Annotated in this window: 12 protein-coding genes; 3 read left to right on the top strand and 9 right to left on the bottom strand. The window is 44.1% G+C overall.

Translation table 11 applies throughout. The annotated features are described in order from the left end of the window. Positions 1 to 1004 precede the first annotated feature (1004 nt). Positions 1005 to 2684, top strand: coding sequence for a phosphoenolpyruvate carboxykinase (ATP) (gene pckA / locus IM515_RS25595; protein WP_287628447.1), 1680 nt, complete (start codon positions 1005 to 1007; stop codon positions 2682 to 2684). Between the two features lie 171 nt (positions 2685 to 2855). On the opposite strand, the gene IM515_RS25590 is transcribed toward pckA, so the two are convergent. The 8 genes from IM515_RS25590 to IM515_RS25555 form a co-directional block, all read right to left on the bottom strand. Then, the gene (locus IM515_RS25590; protein WP_287628446.1) at positions 2856 to 4079 is read right to left on the bottom strand and encodes a BaiN/RdsA family NAD(P)/FAD-dependent oxidoreductase; all 1224 of its coding nucleotides are present in this window, start codon (positions 4077 to 4079) and stop codon (positions 2856 to 2858) included. 150 nt (positions 4080 to 4229) lie between these two features. Then, the gene (gene urtE, locus IM515_RS25585; RefSeq protein ID WP_287628445.1) at positions 4230 to 4928 is read right to left on the bottom strand and encodes an urea ABC transporter ATP-binding subunit UrtE; all 699 of its coding nucleotides are present in this window, start codon (positions 4926 to 4928) and stop codon (positions 4230 to 4232) included. A 38-nt stretch (positions 4929 to 4966) separates the two neighbouring features. Beyond that, positions 4967 to 5713: an urea ABC transporter ATP-binding protein UrtD gene (gene urtD / locus IM515_RS25580; RefSeq protein WP_002771592.1), complete on the bottom strand. Its 747-nt coding sequence runs from the start codon at positions 5711 to 5713 to the stop codon at positions 4967 to 4969. Positions 5714 to 5908: 195 nt separating this feature from the next. Further along, on the bottom strand, positions 5909 to 7063 hold the full coding sequence (gene urtC, locus IM515_RS25575) for an urea ABC transporter permease subunit UrtC (protein ID WP_287628444.1): 1155 nt from the start codon (positions 7061 to 7063) through the stop codon (positions 5909 to 5911). 3 nt (positions 7064 to 7066) lie between these two features. After that, the gene (locus IM515_RS25570; protein ID WP_287628443.1) at positions 7067 to 8227 is read right to left on the bottom strand and encodes an ABC transporter permease subunit; all 1161 of its coding nucleotides are present in this window, start codon (positions 8225 to 8227) and stop codon (positions 7067 to 7069) included. Between the two features lie 94 nt (positions 8228 to 8321). Then, positions 8322 to 9638, bottom strand: a complete 1317-nt coding sequence (gene urtA, locus IM515_RS25565) for an urea ABC transporter substrate-binding protein (protein ID WP_287628442.1) — start codon at positions 9636 to 9638, stop codon at positions 8322 to 8324. 403 nt (positions 9639 to 10041) lie between these two features. Beyond that, the gene (locus IM515_RS25560; RefSeq protein WP_002764179.1) at positions 10042 to 10317 is read right to left on the bottom strand and encodes a TMEM165/GDT1 family protein; all 276 of its coding nucleotides are present in this window, start codon (positions 10315 to 10317) and stop codon (positions 10042 to 10044) included. 169 nt (positions 10318 to 10486) lie between these two features. Then, positions 10487 to 10819 carry a TMEM165/GDT1 family protein gene (locus tag IM515_RS25555; protein WP_272081172.1) on the bottom strand — a complete coding sequence of 111 codons (333 nt, stop codon included), beginning with the start codon at positions 10817 to 10819 and terminating at the stop codon, positions 10487 to 10489. A 213-nt stretch (positions 10820 to 11032) separates the two neighbouring features. On the opposite strand from IM515_RS25555, the gene IM515_RS25550 reads away from it, so the two are divergent. Then, positions 11033 to 11638: a vWA domain-containing protein gene (locus tag IM515_RS25550; RefSeq protein WP_287628440.1), complete on the top strand. Its 606-nt coding sequence runs from the start codon at positions 11033 to 11035 to the stop codon at positions 11636 to 11638. A gap of 48 nt (positions 11639 to 11686) precedes the next feature. Here IM515_RS25550 and glgA read toward each other — a convergent pair whose 3' ends face one another. Continuing rightward, a complete protein-coding gene (gene glgA / locus IM515_RS25545; RefSeq protein ID WP_287628439.1) occupies positions 11687 to 13114 on the bottom strand; it encodes a glycogen synthase GlgA in 1428 nt (475 codons plus the stop codon). 903 nt (positions 13115 to 14017) lie between these two features. Between glgA and IM515_RS25540 the strand changes: the two genes are divergently transcribed. After that, the coding region (locus IM515_RS25540) for a choice-of-anchor L domain-containing protein (RefSeq protein WP_287698250.1) at positions 14018 to 16302 on the top strand (2285 nt) is incomplete at its 3' end.

Below are 16302 nucleotides of genomic sequence, written 5' to 3'. Positions count from 1 at the left end.
TGTCAGTCTGTAGAGCGACCATAAGACCAGAACAGAGTAAATCTGTTAAGGCAGGTGCGGAACCCCGCAAGGGAAAGAAGCAGAAACCCAAATCGTGAGGTTTGGGAATCACCGTCCGTTTACGGCGGTGAGGATGTCAATATTAGTTGTTTTTTTTCGAGATCGAGCTAGAATTAATTAACCTGTTACACAATCAATTCTAAGGCTTGCCAACGGCTAATAGAGTCAATTTTGGCCGCTAACTGGTTCCTGTGTCAATCGACTTTTTTTTATTAGCGGCGAAATCGATTTGACCACGTTTAGGATCATTGTCATCATCTCTAGACAACCAGCTATTGTTCTGACGTTCCCCAAAACCAGAGACTTCCTCCCCCACCATTAAGATAGGCTAAGACGCATTTTAACCGCCTATCCTTAAGATTGGCTAAATCTCCTCAAATCCCTTTACTGTTGCAAGAGTGCCTCATCTCAACAAGCAATTTAAATTCGCGGGCAGCTTAAGTAGGGAGGCACAATTATTTGTAGGATGGGTTAGCGGTAGCGTAACATAATCGGCCGTTGGGTTTCATACTTCAACCCAACCTACGTTCATCTTATATTTAATTCCACCCACCCACTTAACTGCTAGATTAGCTGACCAATTTTGTTTAGCTGTTAACTTTTGTAAAAAAAACATTAGCTGTATCCTATTGTACAGCTAGACTAAAAATAGCTAGAAAAAGCAGTTAGATCGGCAAGAGGGAAAAGGTACAAACCCTGACTGGGAGATGAGGGTTAAATACGCAAATAATCCTGAATTACCGCTCTGAAGTTGGCTTTACCGACAGCAAAAGACCAGATTAATCAGGGAAACATCGTCAGATCAACTAATCAATATAGCTTCTTAGGTGTCTGGGAGTGAAAAAGACAGAAAACGAGGGTTTTCTAGTTTCTATAACTGCACTAATCAGAGACCTAGAACTTAGCTCTAAACCGACAACTAAATTATCAGGAGAATTGGGGTTATGCTGACTCTACACACGCTGACCAATGATAGTATCTCTTGTCCCTTGTCCGATCGCATGGAGAATGTCAATTTCCACTACGAATTAGAAAATCAAATTCATCCCACCTACGGCCTCGAAAACCTAGGCATGAAAAATCTCGGTCGCGTTTATCGCAATCTTTCCGTACCGCAATTAGTCGAACAGGCGATCGAACGTCATGAGGGCGTTTTAGCCGATAATGGGGCTTTAGTGGTGGAAACGGGTAAATATACCGGTCGTTCCCCCAAAGATAAATTCATTGTCAAAGAAACCACCAGCGAAAAGGAAATCGACTGGAATCAGCATAACGCTCCGATTAGCGAGGAAAAATTCCAGCAATTATACCGAAAAGTCCTCGCCTATGTGCAGGGAAAAGACCTATATATCTTCGATGGTTACGTCGGGTCCGATCCTAATTGTCGCTTTGGCGTGCGCGTCGTCACCGAAATCGCCTATCATAACCTCTTTGCTCATCAGTTATTCCTCCGGCCCAGTGCGATCGAACTAGCTGCCCATGAAACTGATTTTACCGTGATTGCCCTGCCGGGGTTACAGGGAGATCCCGAGGATGACGGACTGAACAGCGAAGCCTTTATCGTCCTCAACCTGGCCAAAAAAATCGTTCTCATCGGTGGCACTCGCTACGCTGGCGAAATCAAAAAATCCGTCTTCTCGATGATGAACTACCTGATGACCAAACAAGGGGTTTTACCGATGCACGGTGCCGCTAACATGGATAAACACGGTCATACAGCCCTCTTTTTCGGTCTCTCCGGTACGGGTAAAACCACCCTTTCCGCCGATCCTAAACGCAGCCTCATCGGTGATGATGAACACGGTTGGTCAGAAGACGGCATTTTTAACTTTGAAGGCGGTTGTTATGCTAAAACCATCCGTTTAAGTGCCGAATACGAACCCCAAATCTGGGCGGCGATTCAATTTGGCACTATTCTCGAAAACGTGATCCTGTCCCCCGATAATCGCCTTCCCGACTACGATGATGGACGTTTGACCGAAAACACCCGCGCCGCCTATCCCCTGCGTTATATCCCTAATTGTGCCGTATCTGGCATGGGGACCCACCCGAAAACTATTATCTTCTTAACTGCCGATGCTTTTGGGGTACTGCCACCAATCGCCAAATTAACCAAGGACCAGGCGATGTATCATTTCCTCTCCGGTTATACTAGCAAATTAGCGGGAACGGAACGGGGAATCAGCGCCCCACAGGTGACTTTTTCCAGTTGTTTCGGTCAATGTTTCTTCCCTCTCTCACCCCTCGTCTATGCCCAAATGTTAGGGGAACGTTTAGAACAACATCCCGAAACCTCCGTTTATCTGATTAATACTGGTTGGTCCGGTGGTCCCTACGGAGTCGGCGATCGCATTTCGATCAAACACACCCGCGCTATGGTTTCCGCCGCTTTAAATGGCGATTTAGAGGAAGTGATTTTTCATCCTCATCCCATCTTTCAAGTTCTCGTTCCCGAAATTGTCCCCGGAGTTCCCAAAAAAATCCTCGACCCGCGACAAGCATGGCAAGATGGCGAATCCTACGACCTACAAGCGCGAGAATTGGCCCATCGTTTCGTGGAAAATTTCCGTCAATTTACCACTGCCTCCCAAGAAATAATTGCAGCCGGTCCAATTTGGGAATAGCAACATCAAGGAATCGGTTATCAACTAGGGTTTGCGGCAAAAAGTTTGTTGGTGGGGTTATCAGTTATCAGTTATCAGTTATCAGTTGTCAGATGTGAGTTTTCAGTTCACTGTTTACTGTTTACTGAAAAAAGGTTCCCCACTTCCCCACTTCCCCCTCTCCGGCACTCGCTACACCCTTCTATTGCCCATAGCTTGTCCAGCGAGATAACCAGTGGTCCAAGCGCTTTGAAAATTAAATCCCCCCGTGACTGCATCGATATCTAGTACCTCCCCGGCAAAATATAACCCCGGACAGATTTTACTTTCCATAGTTTTAAAATCCACTTCCTGAAGATTCACTCCCCCAGAGGTGACAAATTCCTCCTTAAACACCCCTTTCCCTTTGATTTGATATTCCCCCTGCTGTAATTCAATCATTAATCGATTGAGAGTATTTTTAGATAATTCTGCCCAGGGAGTTTCTGAGTTAACAGTCAAGTAACTTAATAAACTCTGCCAAAGACGCTTAGGTAACTGCTCAAAGGGACAATAATTAAAAAGTTTTCTTTTGGGATATTCACTTTTAGTTTGTAAGATAATTTCTCGCAATTTTTCAGGATGATAATCCCCTAACCAATTAATTATTAAAGGCATTCGGTAATGATGCTCGTGAAGTACCCGCGCTCCCCAAGCAGAAAGTTTTAAAATAGCCGGTCCACTAACTCCCCAATGGGTAATTAATAAAGGTCCGATTTGTTCTAATTTACTTCCCCCAAGACGAACTCGCACTTTATCCACAGTAACCCCTAACAAATCTTGCAGACGAGGATCGGCAATTTGAAAGGTAAATAAAGAAGGGACAGGAGAGACTAGAGAATGACCTAAATCTTGAGCGGTGCGATAACCAAAAGGACTACTTCCCGTAGCAATTAACAGCTTATCTGCTCTAATTTGCTCATCTTTTTTTAATTCAATTAAAAAACTTTCTTCCTGTTTTTTTACGGATTTAACTGGGGAATTTAGCCTTAAATTAACCCCAGCAAAAGTCGCACTTTCCCGCAGACAATTAACAATAGTTTCAGAATTATCGGTGCTGGGAAACATTCGTCCATCCGCTTCCGTTTTTAGTTTTACCCCCCGCAATTCAAACCATTTAATAGTATCTTGGGGTTGAAACCGACTAAAAGCTCCCCGTAGTGCTTTGCCACCGCGAGGATAATAATTAACCAATTGGGAAACATCAAAACAATGATGGGTGACATTACAGCGTCCCCCTCCCGAAATCCGCACTTTAACTAGGGGTTCTTTTGCCGCTTCTAGGATAGTAACGCCAGCTTTTGGGTTAGATTCTGCCGCTTTAATTGCGCCAAAAAATCCCGCTGCTCCGCCACCAATTACGACTATTTGAGTCATATAAGTAAGTGGTTATAATTAAATTGAAGATAGATTTTGTCTTTGATCCCCCCTTAATCCCCCCTTGATAAGGGGGGTGCCGATACCCCCTTAATCCCCCCTTGATAAGGGGGGTGTCGATCCCCCCTTAATCCAAGGAAAAAGTTAAGTTTAAACTGCCAAAAATCGCTGAATGACTTCTTGACTTAATTCGCTTGTGAAACCGGAAGCAACAATTCCCCCTTTCTGCATGGCGTAATATCGATCAGCTTGGCGGACAAAATGCAGGTGTTGTTCTACTAATAAAACGGCGATTCCTTTGCTGGCAACAATACGCCGCACCGCTGCTTCAATTTCGAGAATAATTGACGGTTGAATTCCTTCTGTGGGTTCATCTAAAATTAATAATTTTGGTTCCCCAACTAAGGCGCGAGCGATGGCTAATTGCTGTTGTTGTCCACCGCTTAAATCTCCTCCCATCCGCGATAACATGGTTTTTAAAACGGGAAATAAATCAAAGATTTCTTCGGGAATTGTGGCATTTTTTCTTTTTGTGGGTAAAGCTTCCAAACCGAGAATTAAATTCTCTTTTACCGTTAAACGGGGAATAATATCCCTACCCTGCGGCACATAACCCAGTCCTAATCTGGCTCTTTGATCTGAGGTTTTATTAATCAGGTTTTCTTGCTCATAACTAATTGCTCCTGCTCGCGGTTTTAAGATACCCATTAGGGTTTTTAATAGGGTAGTTTTACCCACGCCATTACGTCCGATTAAACAGACCATTTCTCCCGCATTAATGTTAAGATCAACATCTCTTAAAATATGACTTTCTCCGTAGTAAACATTGAGATCAGATATGTGTAACATTGTCAACCCTTTTTAACTAATTTTAATTATTTGAATTTTTATTCTTCCGAGGAACCTAGATAAACTTCAATAACTTTCGGATCATTTTGAATTTGCTCCATATTCCCCTCACAGAGAACGGTTCCTTGATGTAAAACCGTGACTTTACGGGCAATTTGACGGACGAATTCCATATCGTGTTCAATGACAATAATTGAATGACTTTCCGCTAGATTTAATAACAAATTGCCCACGTTTTCTGTTTCCTCATCGGTTAATCCTGCCACGGGTTCATCTACTAGCAGTAAATCTGGTGACTGGGCCACTAATTGACCAATTTCTAAGCGTTGTTTTTCGCCGTGGGACAGTAAAGAAGCGGATAAATCAGCTTTAGCAGTTAACCCGATAATTTCCAATAAACCAATAACTTTTCTGCTATCTTCTAGCGGAGGACGACCGAAAAGAGTCGAGAAAACATTTTTATTACGGTTGCTAACTAAATCGAGATTTTCTCGCACAGTTAGATTTAAATATACCCTAGGAGTTTGGAATTTGCGACCAATACCTAAACGAGCGATCGCATATTCAGGAATTTTGCGGAGATCTCGACCTTTAAATAATACCCGTCCGACGGTGGGTTGCACTTTCCCAGTAATCACATCCAAAAAAGTGGTTTTTCCCGCACCATTGGGACCGATAATCACCCGCAATTCTCCCGTATCCATACTGAAATTAAGATTATTGAGAGCTTTAAAACCCCCAAAACTAACGGTAAGATTCTCGATTTCTAAGATTTTTCCAGTCATAATTTCTAAGAGGGAGTGGGGAAGTGGGGAAGTGGGGAAGTGGGGAAGTGGGGAAGTGGGGAAGTGGGGAAGTGGGAAGTGGGAAGTGGGAAGTGGGGAAGTGGGGAAGTGGGGAAGTGGGGAGAAAAAAACTGATTACTGATTACTGATTACTGTCTCCTGTCTCCTGACTCGGAGAATACTAACAGAATAAGATCACTTATGCTCTAATTCTTCTCTTTCCAGTTGCACTTCTGGATCTTCCTCAATACTAGGATAGGTAATTAAAGTTTTGCGGAAACCAAAATGAGTCAGCAAACGTTTAATACCACCGAGAAGACCATCGGGAAGCACTGTCACCACAATTAGGAATAGGGCCCCTTGGAAAAATACCCAGACTTCCGGAAATTGTTCGCTTAAAAAAGTTTGGGCCATGCGTACCAGTAAAGTACCGATAACTGCCCCCACAAGGGTAGCGCGTCCCCCCACAGCCACCCAAATCACCATTTCAATGGAAAAAGCCACATCCATAGAGTTAGGGGTGATAATTCCCGTTTGCACGGTGTAAAGAGCGCCGGCAACACCGGCAATTGCCCCAGAAATGGCAAAAACTAACACCTTAAACCAAGTAGGATCATAACCAGAAAAACGAACCCGCACCTCATCATCGCGAATGGCGACTAATAAGCGCCCAAATCTGCCTGTAGTTAACCAACGACAGAGGAGATAAATAGCCAGTAAACAGACAATTGTGAGTAAATAAAAGGCCACTTGAACGGCATCGGAACCCACCAGTAACCCGAAAATTGTTTGGGTATCGGTTTTTAAGCCATTAGTGCCGTTAATTAACTTCTGTTGACCGTTAAAAAAGTTAAAAAATACCAGTAAAGCCGCTTGGGTTAAAATCGAGAAATAAACCCCTTTAATGCGATTGCGGAAGATTAAATAACCTAATAATCCTGCCACGATCGCTGGTACAATAATTAGGGCTAGAATTGTCAAAGGTAGGGAATAAAAAGGTTGCCAAATAAAAGGTAATTCTGTCACCCCGTAGAGAGTAAAAAATTCGGGCATTTTTCCGGGGGGTAACTGAAGATTTAGGTACATGGCCAAAGCGTAACCACCGAGAGCAAAAAAGATGCCATGACCAAGACTTAATAAACCCGTATAACCCCAGATTAAATCTATCCCCAAAGCGACAATAGCGAAGGAAAGAAATCGCCCCAATAAACGCAAGCGGAAAGCCGACAAAGCTAAGGGCAAAAACACCGCAAAGATAACCACCAATCCAACGATAACAGCGATTTCCGTGATTAACTTTTTCTTTTCCCGTTGTCGGGATTCGTTTCTAGTGATGGTTTCGGTAATCATAATCTATAACTCGGCAGTACGTCCTTTAGGAGGAAAAATTCCCGCAGGTTTGAATTGCAAGAAAGCAATAATTAAAGCAAAAATCATCACTTTGGCCATGCTAGTGGTGGAGAAAAAGGTGAAGAAATCCGTTAGGGGTTTTAGTGCTGCCACGGAACCGGACATCAGGGCAAAAGTTCCCGAACCAATTAAATAATTAGCCACACCAATGGCCATGGCCGCGATAATAGTTCCTAGTAGATTACCCACTCCTCCCACCACCACTACCATAAAAGTATCAACGATATAATTTTGTCCCACATTTGGACCGACGGAACCTAAGAAACTAATCGCGCAACCGGCAACTCCGGCTAATCCCGAACCGAGGGCAAAAGTCAAAGCATCCACTTGATTTGTTGGAATGCCTAAACAGGCACTCATCTGGCGATTTTGGGTGACGGCACGAATGCGTAAACCCCAAGAAGATTTATTTAAAAACCAATAAGTCCCTAACAAACAAAGAGCAGTTAAAATGATAATAAATATACGGGTGTAGGGCATTTGAAAACCCAGTAAAGGTAAACCTCCCCGTAACCAAACAGGAGCGGTTACATCGACGTTTCTGGCACTAAACCAGGGTTTAGCAAGAACGGAATTAAAAGATAAAAGATAGCCTAATAATCCAGCGATAGCTAGGGATAAAGGGAGGGTGATACCGATAGCTAAACTGCGAATTCTCTCCCAATCTAGGCGACGACTTAACACCTTCATTGCCCCAAAAAATAAGAAACAGAAAACTATTAAACTAATTACTAATAAGCCGTTGACACTTCTGACAAATTGTTGCAGAATTAAGCTAACTCCCCAAGTAGCCAGCAGCGTTTCTAGGGGTCTGCCGTAGAGGAACCTAATCACCCCCCTTTCTAATAATAATCCCGCCAATCCCGACACCAAAAAAGCGATCGGTAGGGCGAATAAAACGTAGGTATCAAAGAAGGGAGAACCGAAACCCTTAAAGATATTCTGCACCACAAAAGTAGTATAAGCCCCTAACATCATTAACTCACCGTGAGCGAGATTAATCACCCCCATCAGTCCAAAGACAATCGCTAGTCCTAAAGCCGCCAGCAATAGCACAGAACCGATGCTAATACCATTAAATAATCCTTCTAATAATGCTGACACTTTTCCTTATTCCCGTGCATTTTTAAGGTTTAAAAAGAGGGGTGAACAGTAATGTCCACCTCACCCTCGTTATTGTCTGGAAAAACTCTTAAAACTAGGATTTTTCCATTTTGAATTTACCGCCCTTAGCCGGATCCGTCCAGTCACAGGCAAAGCCCTTAGTTTCGGGGACAAATTGGTTCCAGGGTTGCGGATCCACAGGTCCGGGAGTTGACCAAATGATGTTAAATAGACCATCATCTCTCACCTGACCAACCCGGACGGTTTTGGAGATATGATGATTGGGGAACATTTGCACCGGTCCTTCGGGAGCATCAAATTTTTGTCCGATGGCGGCGGCGCGAACTTTGTCCAGATCATCGGCGGTTCCCGCTTGTTCCACCGCTTGCTTCCAGAGATAGACCATAATATAGGCCGCTTCCATGGGGTCATTGGTCACGCGATCCTCACCATATTTAGCTCGAAAAGCCGCAACAAATTTCTTGTTAGCGGGGGTATCTACGGTTTGGAAATAGTTCCAACAAGCGTATTGACCGAGGAGATATTCCTTACCAATCTGTTTAACTTCTTCCTCCGCAACACTCACCGACATGACCGGATATTTATCGGGAGTTAAACCGGCCGCTTGCAGTTGTTTAAAGAAAGCCACGTTACTGTCACCGTTAAGGGTGTTGAAAATAACGCCGCCATCGGGTAAAGCTTGCTTAATTTTGGTAATAATCGGGGTAACTTCCGTGTTACCTAGGGGTAGATAGTCTTCGCCCACGGTTTCGCCGCCTTTCGCCTTTAACTGCTCTTTAATGATCGTGTTGGCGGTGCGGGGAAAAACGTAGTCGGAACCGACGAGGAAGAATTTTTTCCCTTTATTTTCCAGCAACCAAGTCACTGCTGGCTCGATCTGTTGGTTAGGTGCGGCACCGGTGTAGAAGATATTTCTAGAACACTCTTGACCCTCGTACTGGACGGGATACCAGAGCATATGGTTTTTAGCTTCAAATACGGGTAAAACCGCCTGACGACTGGCGGAAGTCCAACAACCGAAGACGGTCACAACTTTGTCCTGGTCGATCAGTTTGGTGGCTTTTTCGGTAAAAGTTGGCCAATCGGAAGCGCCATCTTCCACCACTGCCTCGATCTGTTTACCAAGAACACCACCGGCGGCATTGATTTCCTCGATCGCCAGTTTTTCCGCATCAACTACGCTGGTTTCACTGATGGCCATGGTGCCACTGAGGGAGTGCAGAATACCCACCTTAATCGTCTCTCCAGAAGCTGGGGCGGGACTAGCAGCCGGGCTAGGACTAGCCGTGGGGGTTTGGCTTTGATTGCCACCACAAGCTTTTAACAGAATACTGGTTCCCAAAGCGGCAGAACCGTACAGGAGAAATTTACGTCGTCCTAAATTTGACATGATGATCTTGAACTAACCTCGCTGACAATATTAGCTACTTCACACGGATGTTTTTGCTGAGGAGATTTTCGGGAATCTTTCTACGAATATCTGTGTGATATTACGGCTAGGTTAGCAGATTTTTTGTGATTTTCGCTACTTTTTGGATGTTTTTTGTAATTTTTGCTACTTTTTTAGAAAAAATTAATGATTTTTCTGGAATTTACCTAAGTTTTTTAGCTATCAGGAGTCGGGAGACAGGAGGCAGGAGATAGGGTGATAGGGTGATAGGGTTTTGGGGTGATAGGGTGATGAGACAGCTTTCCCACTTCCCCACTTCCCCACACCCTGCCCCCCCGATGTCGGGGGGGTTGGGGGGCCACACCCTGCCCCCAGGAAAAGCTTTTTGCCGCAAACCTAATGATCAATCCGAATCTGGCCAAAGCAGCCGGACAGCAAGCAGCGCAAAACCAATGGCCGCTATTGCTTTTAATATCTTAGCGGGGAATAATTGCGCCATACTGCCCCCCGCAAGGACTCCTAAGAAACTGGTCAGGATTAAGGCGGTAATTGAGCCAAAAAAGACAGCTTTGGGTGATTTGGAACTGCCACCGAGAGCGATCGCTACTAATTGACTTTTATCGCCGATTTCTGCCAAAAAAACCGTGATAAATGTCAGTCCGAATAATTGCCAATTCATAAATTCTAGGGAGATGGGAGATGGGTGGTGGGGAAGTGGGGAAGTGGGGTGATGGGGAGGTGGGGAAGCTGTCTCATCACCCTACCACCCCAAAACCCTATCACCCTATCTCCTGACGACCGACTCCTGAATACTGAATACTGATCACTGATCACTGATCACTGATGGCTTAGAGAATATCGCTGATGAGTAAACCGGTGATCAAAAGGAGAAGGATAGCGACACCGATATCTAAGGTTTTCGGGGAAAGACGACGAGCAATCCAATAACCGATCAGGACACCGAGGAGACTGGTAGCGATTAAAGCGCTGGCTGCCCCGGCAAAAACCACCCAGGGGGATTGGGATTCGGCGCTGATGAGAAGGGTTGCTAATTGGGTTTTATCGCCGATTTCAGCCAAAAATATGGTTAGGAAGGTGGAACTAAACACCGTCCAAAAACTCCAAGAAGGTGGATTATCTGGCTTTTTCTCGGTTAAGGCGATCGATTTGCTATCACTCATCGGCTAATTTAACAATATCGGGTTAAGCAATAATTTTCATACTTTTTTCATTTTAGCCCGACCGGTTTTCTGGCGATAGTTTCTGCTGTTGGGGGCGCTGTCTCCTCCCCCCAATAGTTAAAAAACCCTAGTCGATCGAGGTAGAGTTTCCATCCTAGAGTTTAATAATTATTAGACTAGGACGAGCGCAAATTGCTTGGAGGTATAGCCCCTATGGTAGAAAACAGAGATTATACTCTGATTATTGACAAAAGTGGCAGTATGTCCACTGCTGATAAACCCAGCGAGAAAACCCGTTGGCAAATTGCCCAAGAATCCACCCTCGCCTTGGCTAGAAAGTGCGAGGAATTCGATCCCGACGGCATCACTATCTATCTTTTTTCCGGACGTTTCCGACGCTATGATAATGTTACTTCCGATAAGGTGACACAAATTTATCAAGAAAATGAACCCATGGGGAGGACAGACCTAGCAGCTGTGCTGCAAGATGCCCTCAATAATTATTTTCAGCGCAAAACTGCCGGCAAAACTAAACCCAACGGAGAAACTATTCTGGTGATTACCGACGGAGAACCAGATGATCGCAAAGCGGTGATGCGTCAAATTATCGAAGCTTCTCGAAAACTCGATAGCGATCAAGAATTAGCCATTTCTCTGATTCAAGTAGGCCATGATCGACAAGCGACAGAATTTCTCAAAGCTTTAGACGATCAGCTAGAATCGGCGGGGGCCAAATTCGATATCGTTGACACAATTACTATCGATGATATGGAAGATATGACCCTAGCGGAAGTTCTTCTCAACGCCGTTACCGATTAATTTCTAGCCAGTAGGGGTGATAGATCTTCACCCCTACTTAATCAGGATTTAACTGCTAGTCAGGGCGACAAATTTATCTTTTTCTTCATCGGATAATTGATCGGATTGTCCGGTGATTTGTTTGTAGATTTTGAGATATTCCAAAGCGGATTTATACCAACTAAAATCTTGAGTCATTGCCCGTTGCTGTAGTTTTTGCCAATCCTGTTTATAACGGAAACTTTCCCAAGTCCGGATCATACAGGTAAACAGGTCTAAAGGTTCATAGCGATCAAAACTAAATCCTGTTCCTTTTTCCTGAATTGGGTCGTGGAAAGATACCGTATCGACTAAACCACCGGTGCGGCGTACCATGGGAATACAACCGTAACGCATGGCCATTAATTGGGAGATGCCGCAGGGTTCAAAACGGGAAGGCATTAACAAAGCATCGGCCCCCCCATAGATGCGACGGGAAAGGGCATCACTATAGAGAAGATGCAGGGACATTCGCCCCCGGAAACGGGAAGTCATCTCCCATAGTTGGGTTTCATAATAGCGATCGCCTGTACCCAAAATAATCAATTGTGCATCAGTATAGGTGAGAAAGCGATCTAAAATTTGCATCACTAGATCAATACCTTTTTGTTCCACCAAACGCGTCACCATCGCCATGACAAAGGCACTTTTACTGACCTGTAGCCCCACTTCTTCTTGCAGGGCAATTTTATTGGCCAGACGTTTTTCGATGGTTTCTGGGGTAAAATTCTGCTTAAGATAAACATCTTTAGCCGGGTCATACACCTCCGTATCGATGCCGTTGACAATCCCCACCAGATTGCCGGAAATATAGGACAATAATCCCTCTAAATTTTCGCCATAAATGGGGGTCTGTATTTGACGGGCATAGGTGGGAGAGACGGTGGTGACGCGATTGGCAAATTGAACCGCCGCGGCCATGGTATTATCGCCCTGCATATACCAAGGACACCAAGTCATTTTTTCTAATGCTTCGCGCCAAGGACCCTGGTAGGCGAGATTATGGATAGTAAAAACGGTGCTAATATCGGGGTCTTGGTGCATCCAGACGGGAATCATGCCCGTGTGCCAATCATGACAGTGAATAACTTGCGGTTTCCAGTAATTCCAAGCGAATTCCGCCGCACCATTGGCAAATAGGGTAAATCGCCAGGCCTCATCTTCGCCTCCGTAGATACTGCGTCCAGAGAAAGCTAGATGACCAAAGAGGTAGAGAGGAATATCCGTATCGGGTAAAACCGTCTCATAGACTAAAAAATCCTGAAACATGGCGAATCCTGACCAAATGGGTTCGGAAGGGATGTCCATTTTTTCTTGGAGAAAACCGTAGTAGGGCAGAAAAATCCGCACGTCATGACCTAGCTGACGCAAGACTTTCGGTAATGCCCCAATTACGTCTCCCATTCCCCCAACTTTGGCCATTGGGGCGGCCTCGGCACCCACAAATAGAATTCGCATACTCTTCCCGCTTCACTTCACGACGACAAGAAATTTTAACAGATAAAACCCCCCTAGCAGGATTTGCCAGCAGGTTATTATCGGATTAGCCTAGATTTTTCTTTCACCAACCAGAGAGCCAACGAGGGGAAAATTAGCTGTTTTGGACATTATTAAGTTTTGTAGCCTTTTTTTGCCGGCTTTTTATTCGGAATAAGTGTTTAAGATTTTGGATGGACTCTACCAAAGAAGACAAAGTAAACTATAGCAATCCTAAATCATTTTCTAAAAACAACTGTATTGATGAATTTTAGGAAAATCAAATTTATGATCGATCATCAATACAAAATTCAAATAAAAATTTGACAATCTTAAAAGACTTGCATAAATACCAGCGTTGTCAAATTGAAAGATGCTCCGAATCAGCTAGGAACTGAAATTACTTTGATAGCAAGGATAGCATTGCATCTTGACAATTAGTGTTTAATGAACGAATAGTGCCGATGGTTGGGCTTAAGTGGGGAACAAGAGTCGCTCGATTTAGCAGTGGAATTAGCCCTACAATCGGCGTAGGGCTAATTCCGGAATTAGCCCTACAATCGGCGTTGTCAAATTGAAAGATGCTCCGAATCAGCACCGGAGCATTGCATCTTTCCTCTTCTGATCTGACAACGCCCCCGTTTTCTTGTATTTAGAAAACGGGTTTCTTCGAGAAACTATTGAGAAACCCGTTTTCTTGTATTTAGAAAACGGGTTTCTTCGAGAAACTATTGAGAAAACGGGTTTCTTTGAGAAACCCGTTTTCTGCAAACGCCTATTTAGAAACCCGTTTTCTTGTATAAATGTTAATTTTTGTTACAGGGGTTGAAAAATTGACACTTGTTGTGCCAAAATTGTCGACAATAAACTTTTGCTGTTAATGTCATGACTTCCACTTTTTTGCCGATTCTTCCTGCTGTTTACGATGTTTTGTTTAATTTCGCTCAATCTGATGGTTTTTGGGCGAATTTAGAAACTGCTTTTGGCACAAGTTATGATGTGGTTAAGGCGACGGAATTACGACAGCAGTGGCAAAGTCGAAATTTCGGTCAACTTCCCCCAATTGAGGTACTCAGTGATGAGGTTTTGGGGACGGCGAATGGTGCTTATGCCAGTAGTACGAATAAGATTTATCTATCAGCATCTTTTTTACATACGGCTTCGCCAGCAACGATAGTTAAGGTAATTTTAGAAGAAATTGGGCATTATGTGGATGCTCAAGTTAATCCGGTGGATAGTGCGGGAGATGAGGGGGCGATTTTTGCAGAGTTGGTGTCAGGAGAGAGTTTATCTAGTCAGCAGTTGCAAGTGCTTAAATTAGAAAATGATACTGCTATTGTTGAGATTGATGGACAGCAAATTCAGATTGAACAGAGTATAACTACAACCGATTTGAATAGCGTAACTGCGGCCAATCTTGTTACCGCTTTAGTCGGCTCTGGTGTTACAGTAAGCAGTATCAGTTTTACAGGTGCTAATGTTGCAGCAGGACTTTTTAGTGGCGGACTAGCAGCAGGTTTAGGCATCAATGGGGGGATTGTTCTCAGCAGCGGGAATATTGCTCTTGCCACAGGTCCAAACAACAGTAATTCTGCTGGCGCTAATAATTCTCAATTAGGTGACACAGATCTAAATAGTATAGTCACACCGAATACTACAAATGATGCGGCAGTATTGCAGTTTAACTTTATTCCGTTATCTAGCACTATCAGCTTCGCTTTTGTCTTTGCGTCCGAAGAGTATCCTGAGTATGTTGGTTCGCAGTTTAATGACGTTTTTGCTTTTTTCGTGAATGGGGAAAATATTGCTCTCATTCCTGGTACAACAACGCCTGTTTCTATCAATAATGTCAGCCCTGTCACTAACTCGGCATTTTTTATTTCAAATACTGGGGGTACTTTCGACAACCAATTCGATGGTTTTACAACGGTATTGAGTGCAACTGCTGACAAGCTTGCCCCTGGAATTCCTGCAACAATAAAGCTGGCAATTGCTGATACGACTGACTTTATTTTCGACTCGGCAGTCTTCATTCAAGCAGGCAGTTTTGGAAACCCAACTATTGTAACCGTGACTGCTACTGATGCCAACGCTGGTGAAGGTACGCCCGTCAATCCTGGCACATTTACTATCAGTCGGACAGGTAGCACAGCCAGTCCTTTAACCGTAATTTACTCAATTTCAGGAACTGCTAGTAGCACTGATTATAACGCTCTTCCTACGAGCATAACTATTCCGGCAGGACAGGCTGCTACGACGATTACGGTTACTCCAACTGATGATACTGTGACAGAAGGGAGTGAGACTGTAATTCTGTCATTAACTGATACTATCAGTTACGATTTGGGAACACCGAATAGCGCTACGATAGTTATCGCTGATAATGAAGTACAGTCTGTTAATGTCACCCTCTCTGTCAGCCCCGCCAGCGTCCCTGAAGATGGAACACAAAATCTAGTTTACACTTTTAACCGTACAGGTTCTACAACCAATCCTTTAACAGTGAACTTTACTGTTGGTGGCGGGGCTGCTTTTAATACAGACTATACCCAAACAGGTGCGAACACTTTTTCTGGAACTACAGGAACCGTCATTTTTGCCGCGAATTCTAGCACGGCGACCGTAACAATTGACCCGACACTAGATACTACAGTTGAACCCAACGAAACCGTCGCTTTAACTCTCGCTTCAGGAACTGGTTATACAGTGGGTACAGCAACAGCAGTAACTGGAACAATTATCGATGACGACCAGAGTATTACTTTAACGATAAATCCCGCAAGTGTGACAGAAGATGGGACAGCCAACTTAGTCTATACCTTCACCCGTACAGGAGTAACAACAAATGCTTTGACAGTAAATTATACAGTTGGGGGGACAGCTACTTTTAGCACAGATTACACTCAAACCGGTGCAGCAACTTTCACCAGTACAACCGGGACAGTGAATTTTGCTGCTAATTCATCCACTGCGACTGTAACAGTTGACCCCACTGCGGATACCACAGTTGAACCCGATGAAACTGTAGCTTTAACCCTCGCGACCGGGACAGGTTATACAGTAGGTACGACCACCGCAGTTACGGGTACGATTACCAATGATGATTTACCTAGTGTCACCCTAGCAGTTTCTCCCGCAAGTGTGACAGAAGATGGGACAACTAATCTGGT

Origin of the sequence: Microcystis sp. M44BS1, assembly GCF_020244875.1 — a bacterium.
GTDB lineage: Bacteria > Cyanobacteriota > Cyanobacteriia > Cyanobacteriales > Microcystaceae > Microcystis > Microcystis panniformis.
This window is presented reverse-complemented; position numbering and strand designations above follow the sequence as displayed.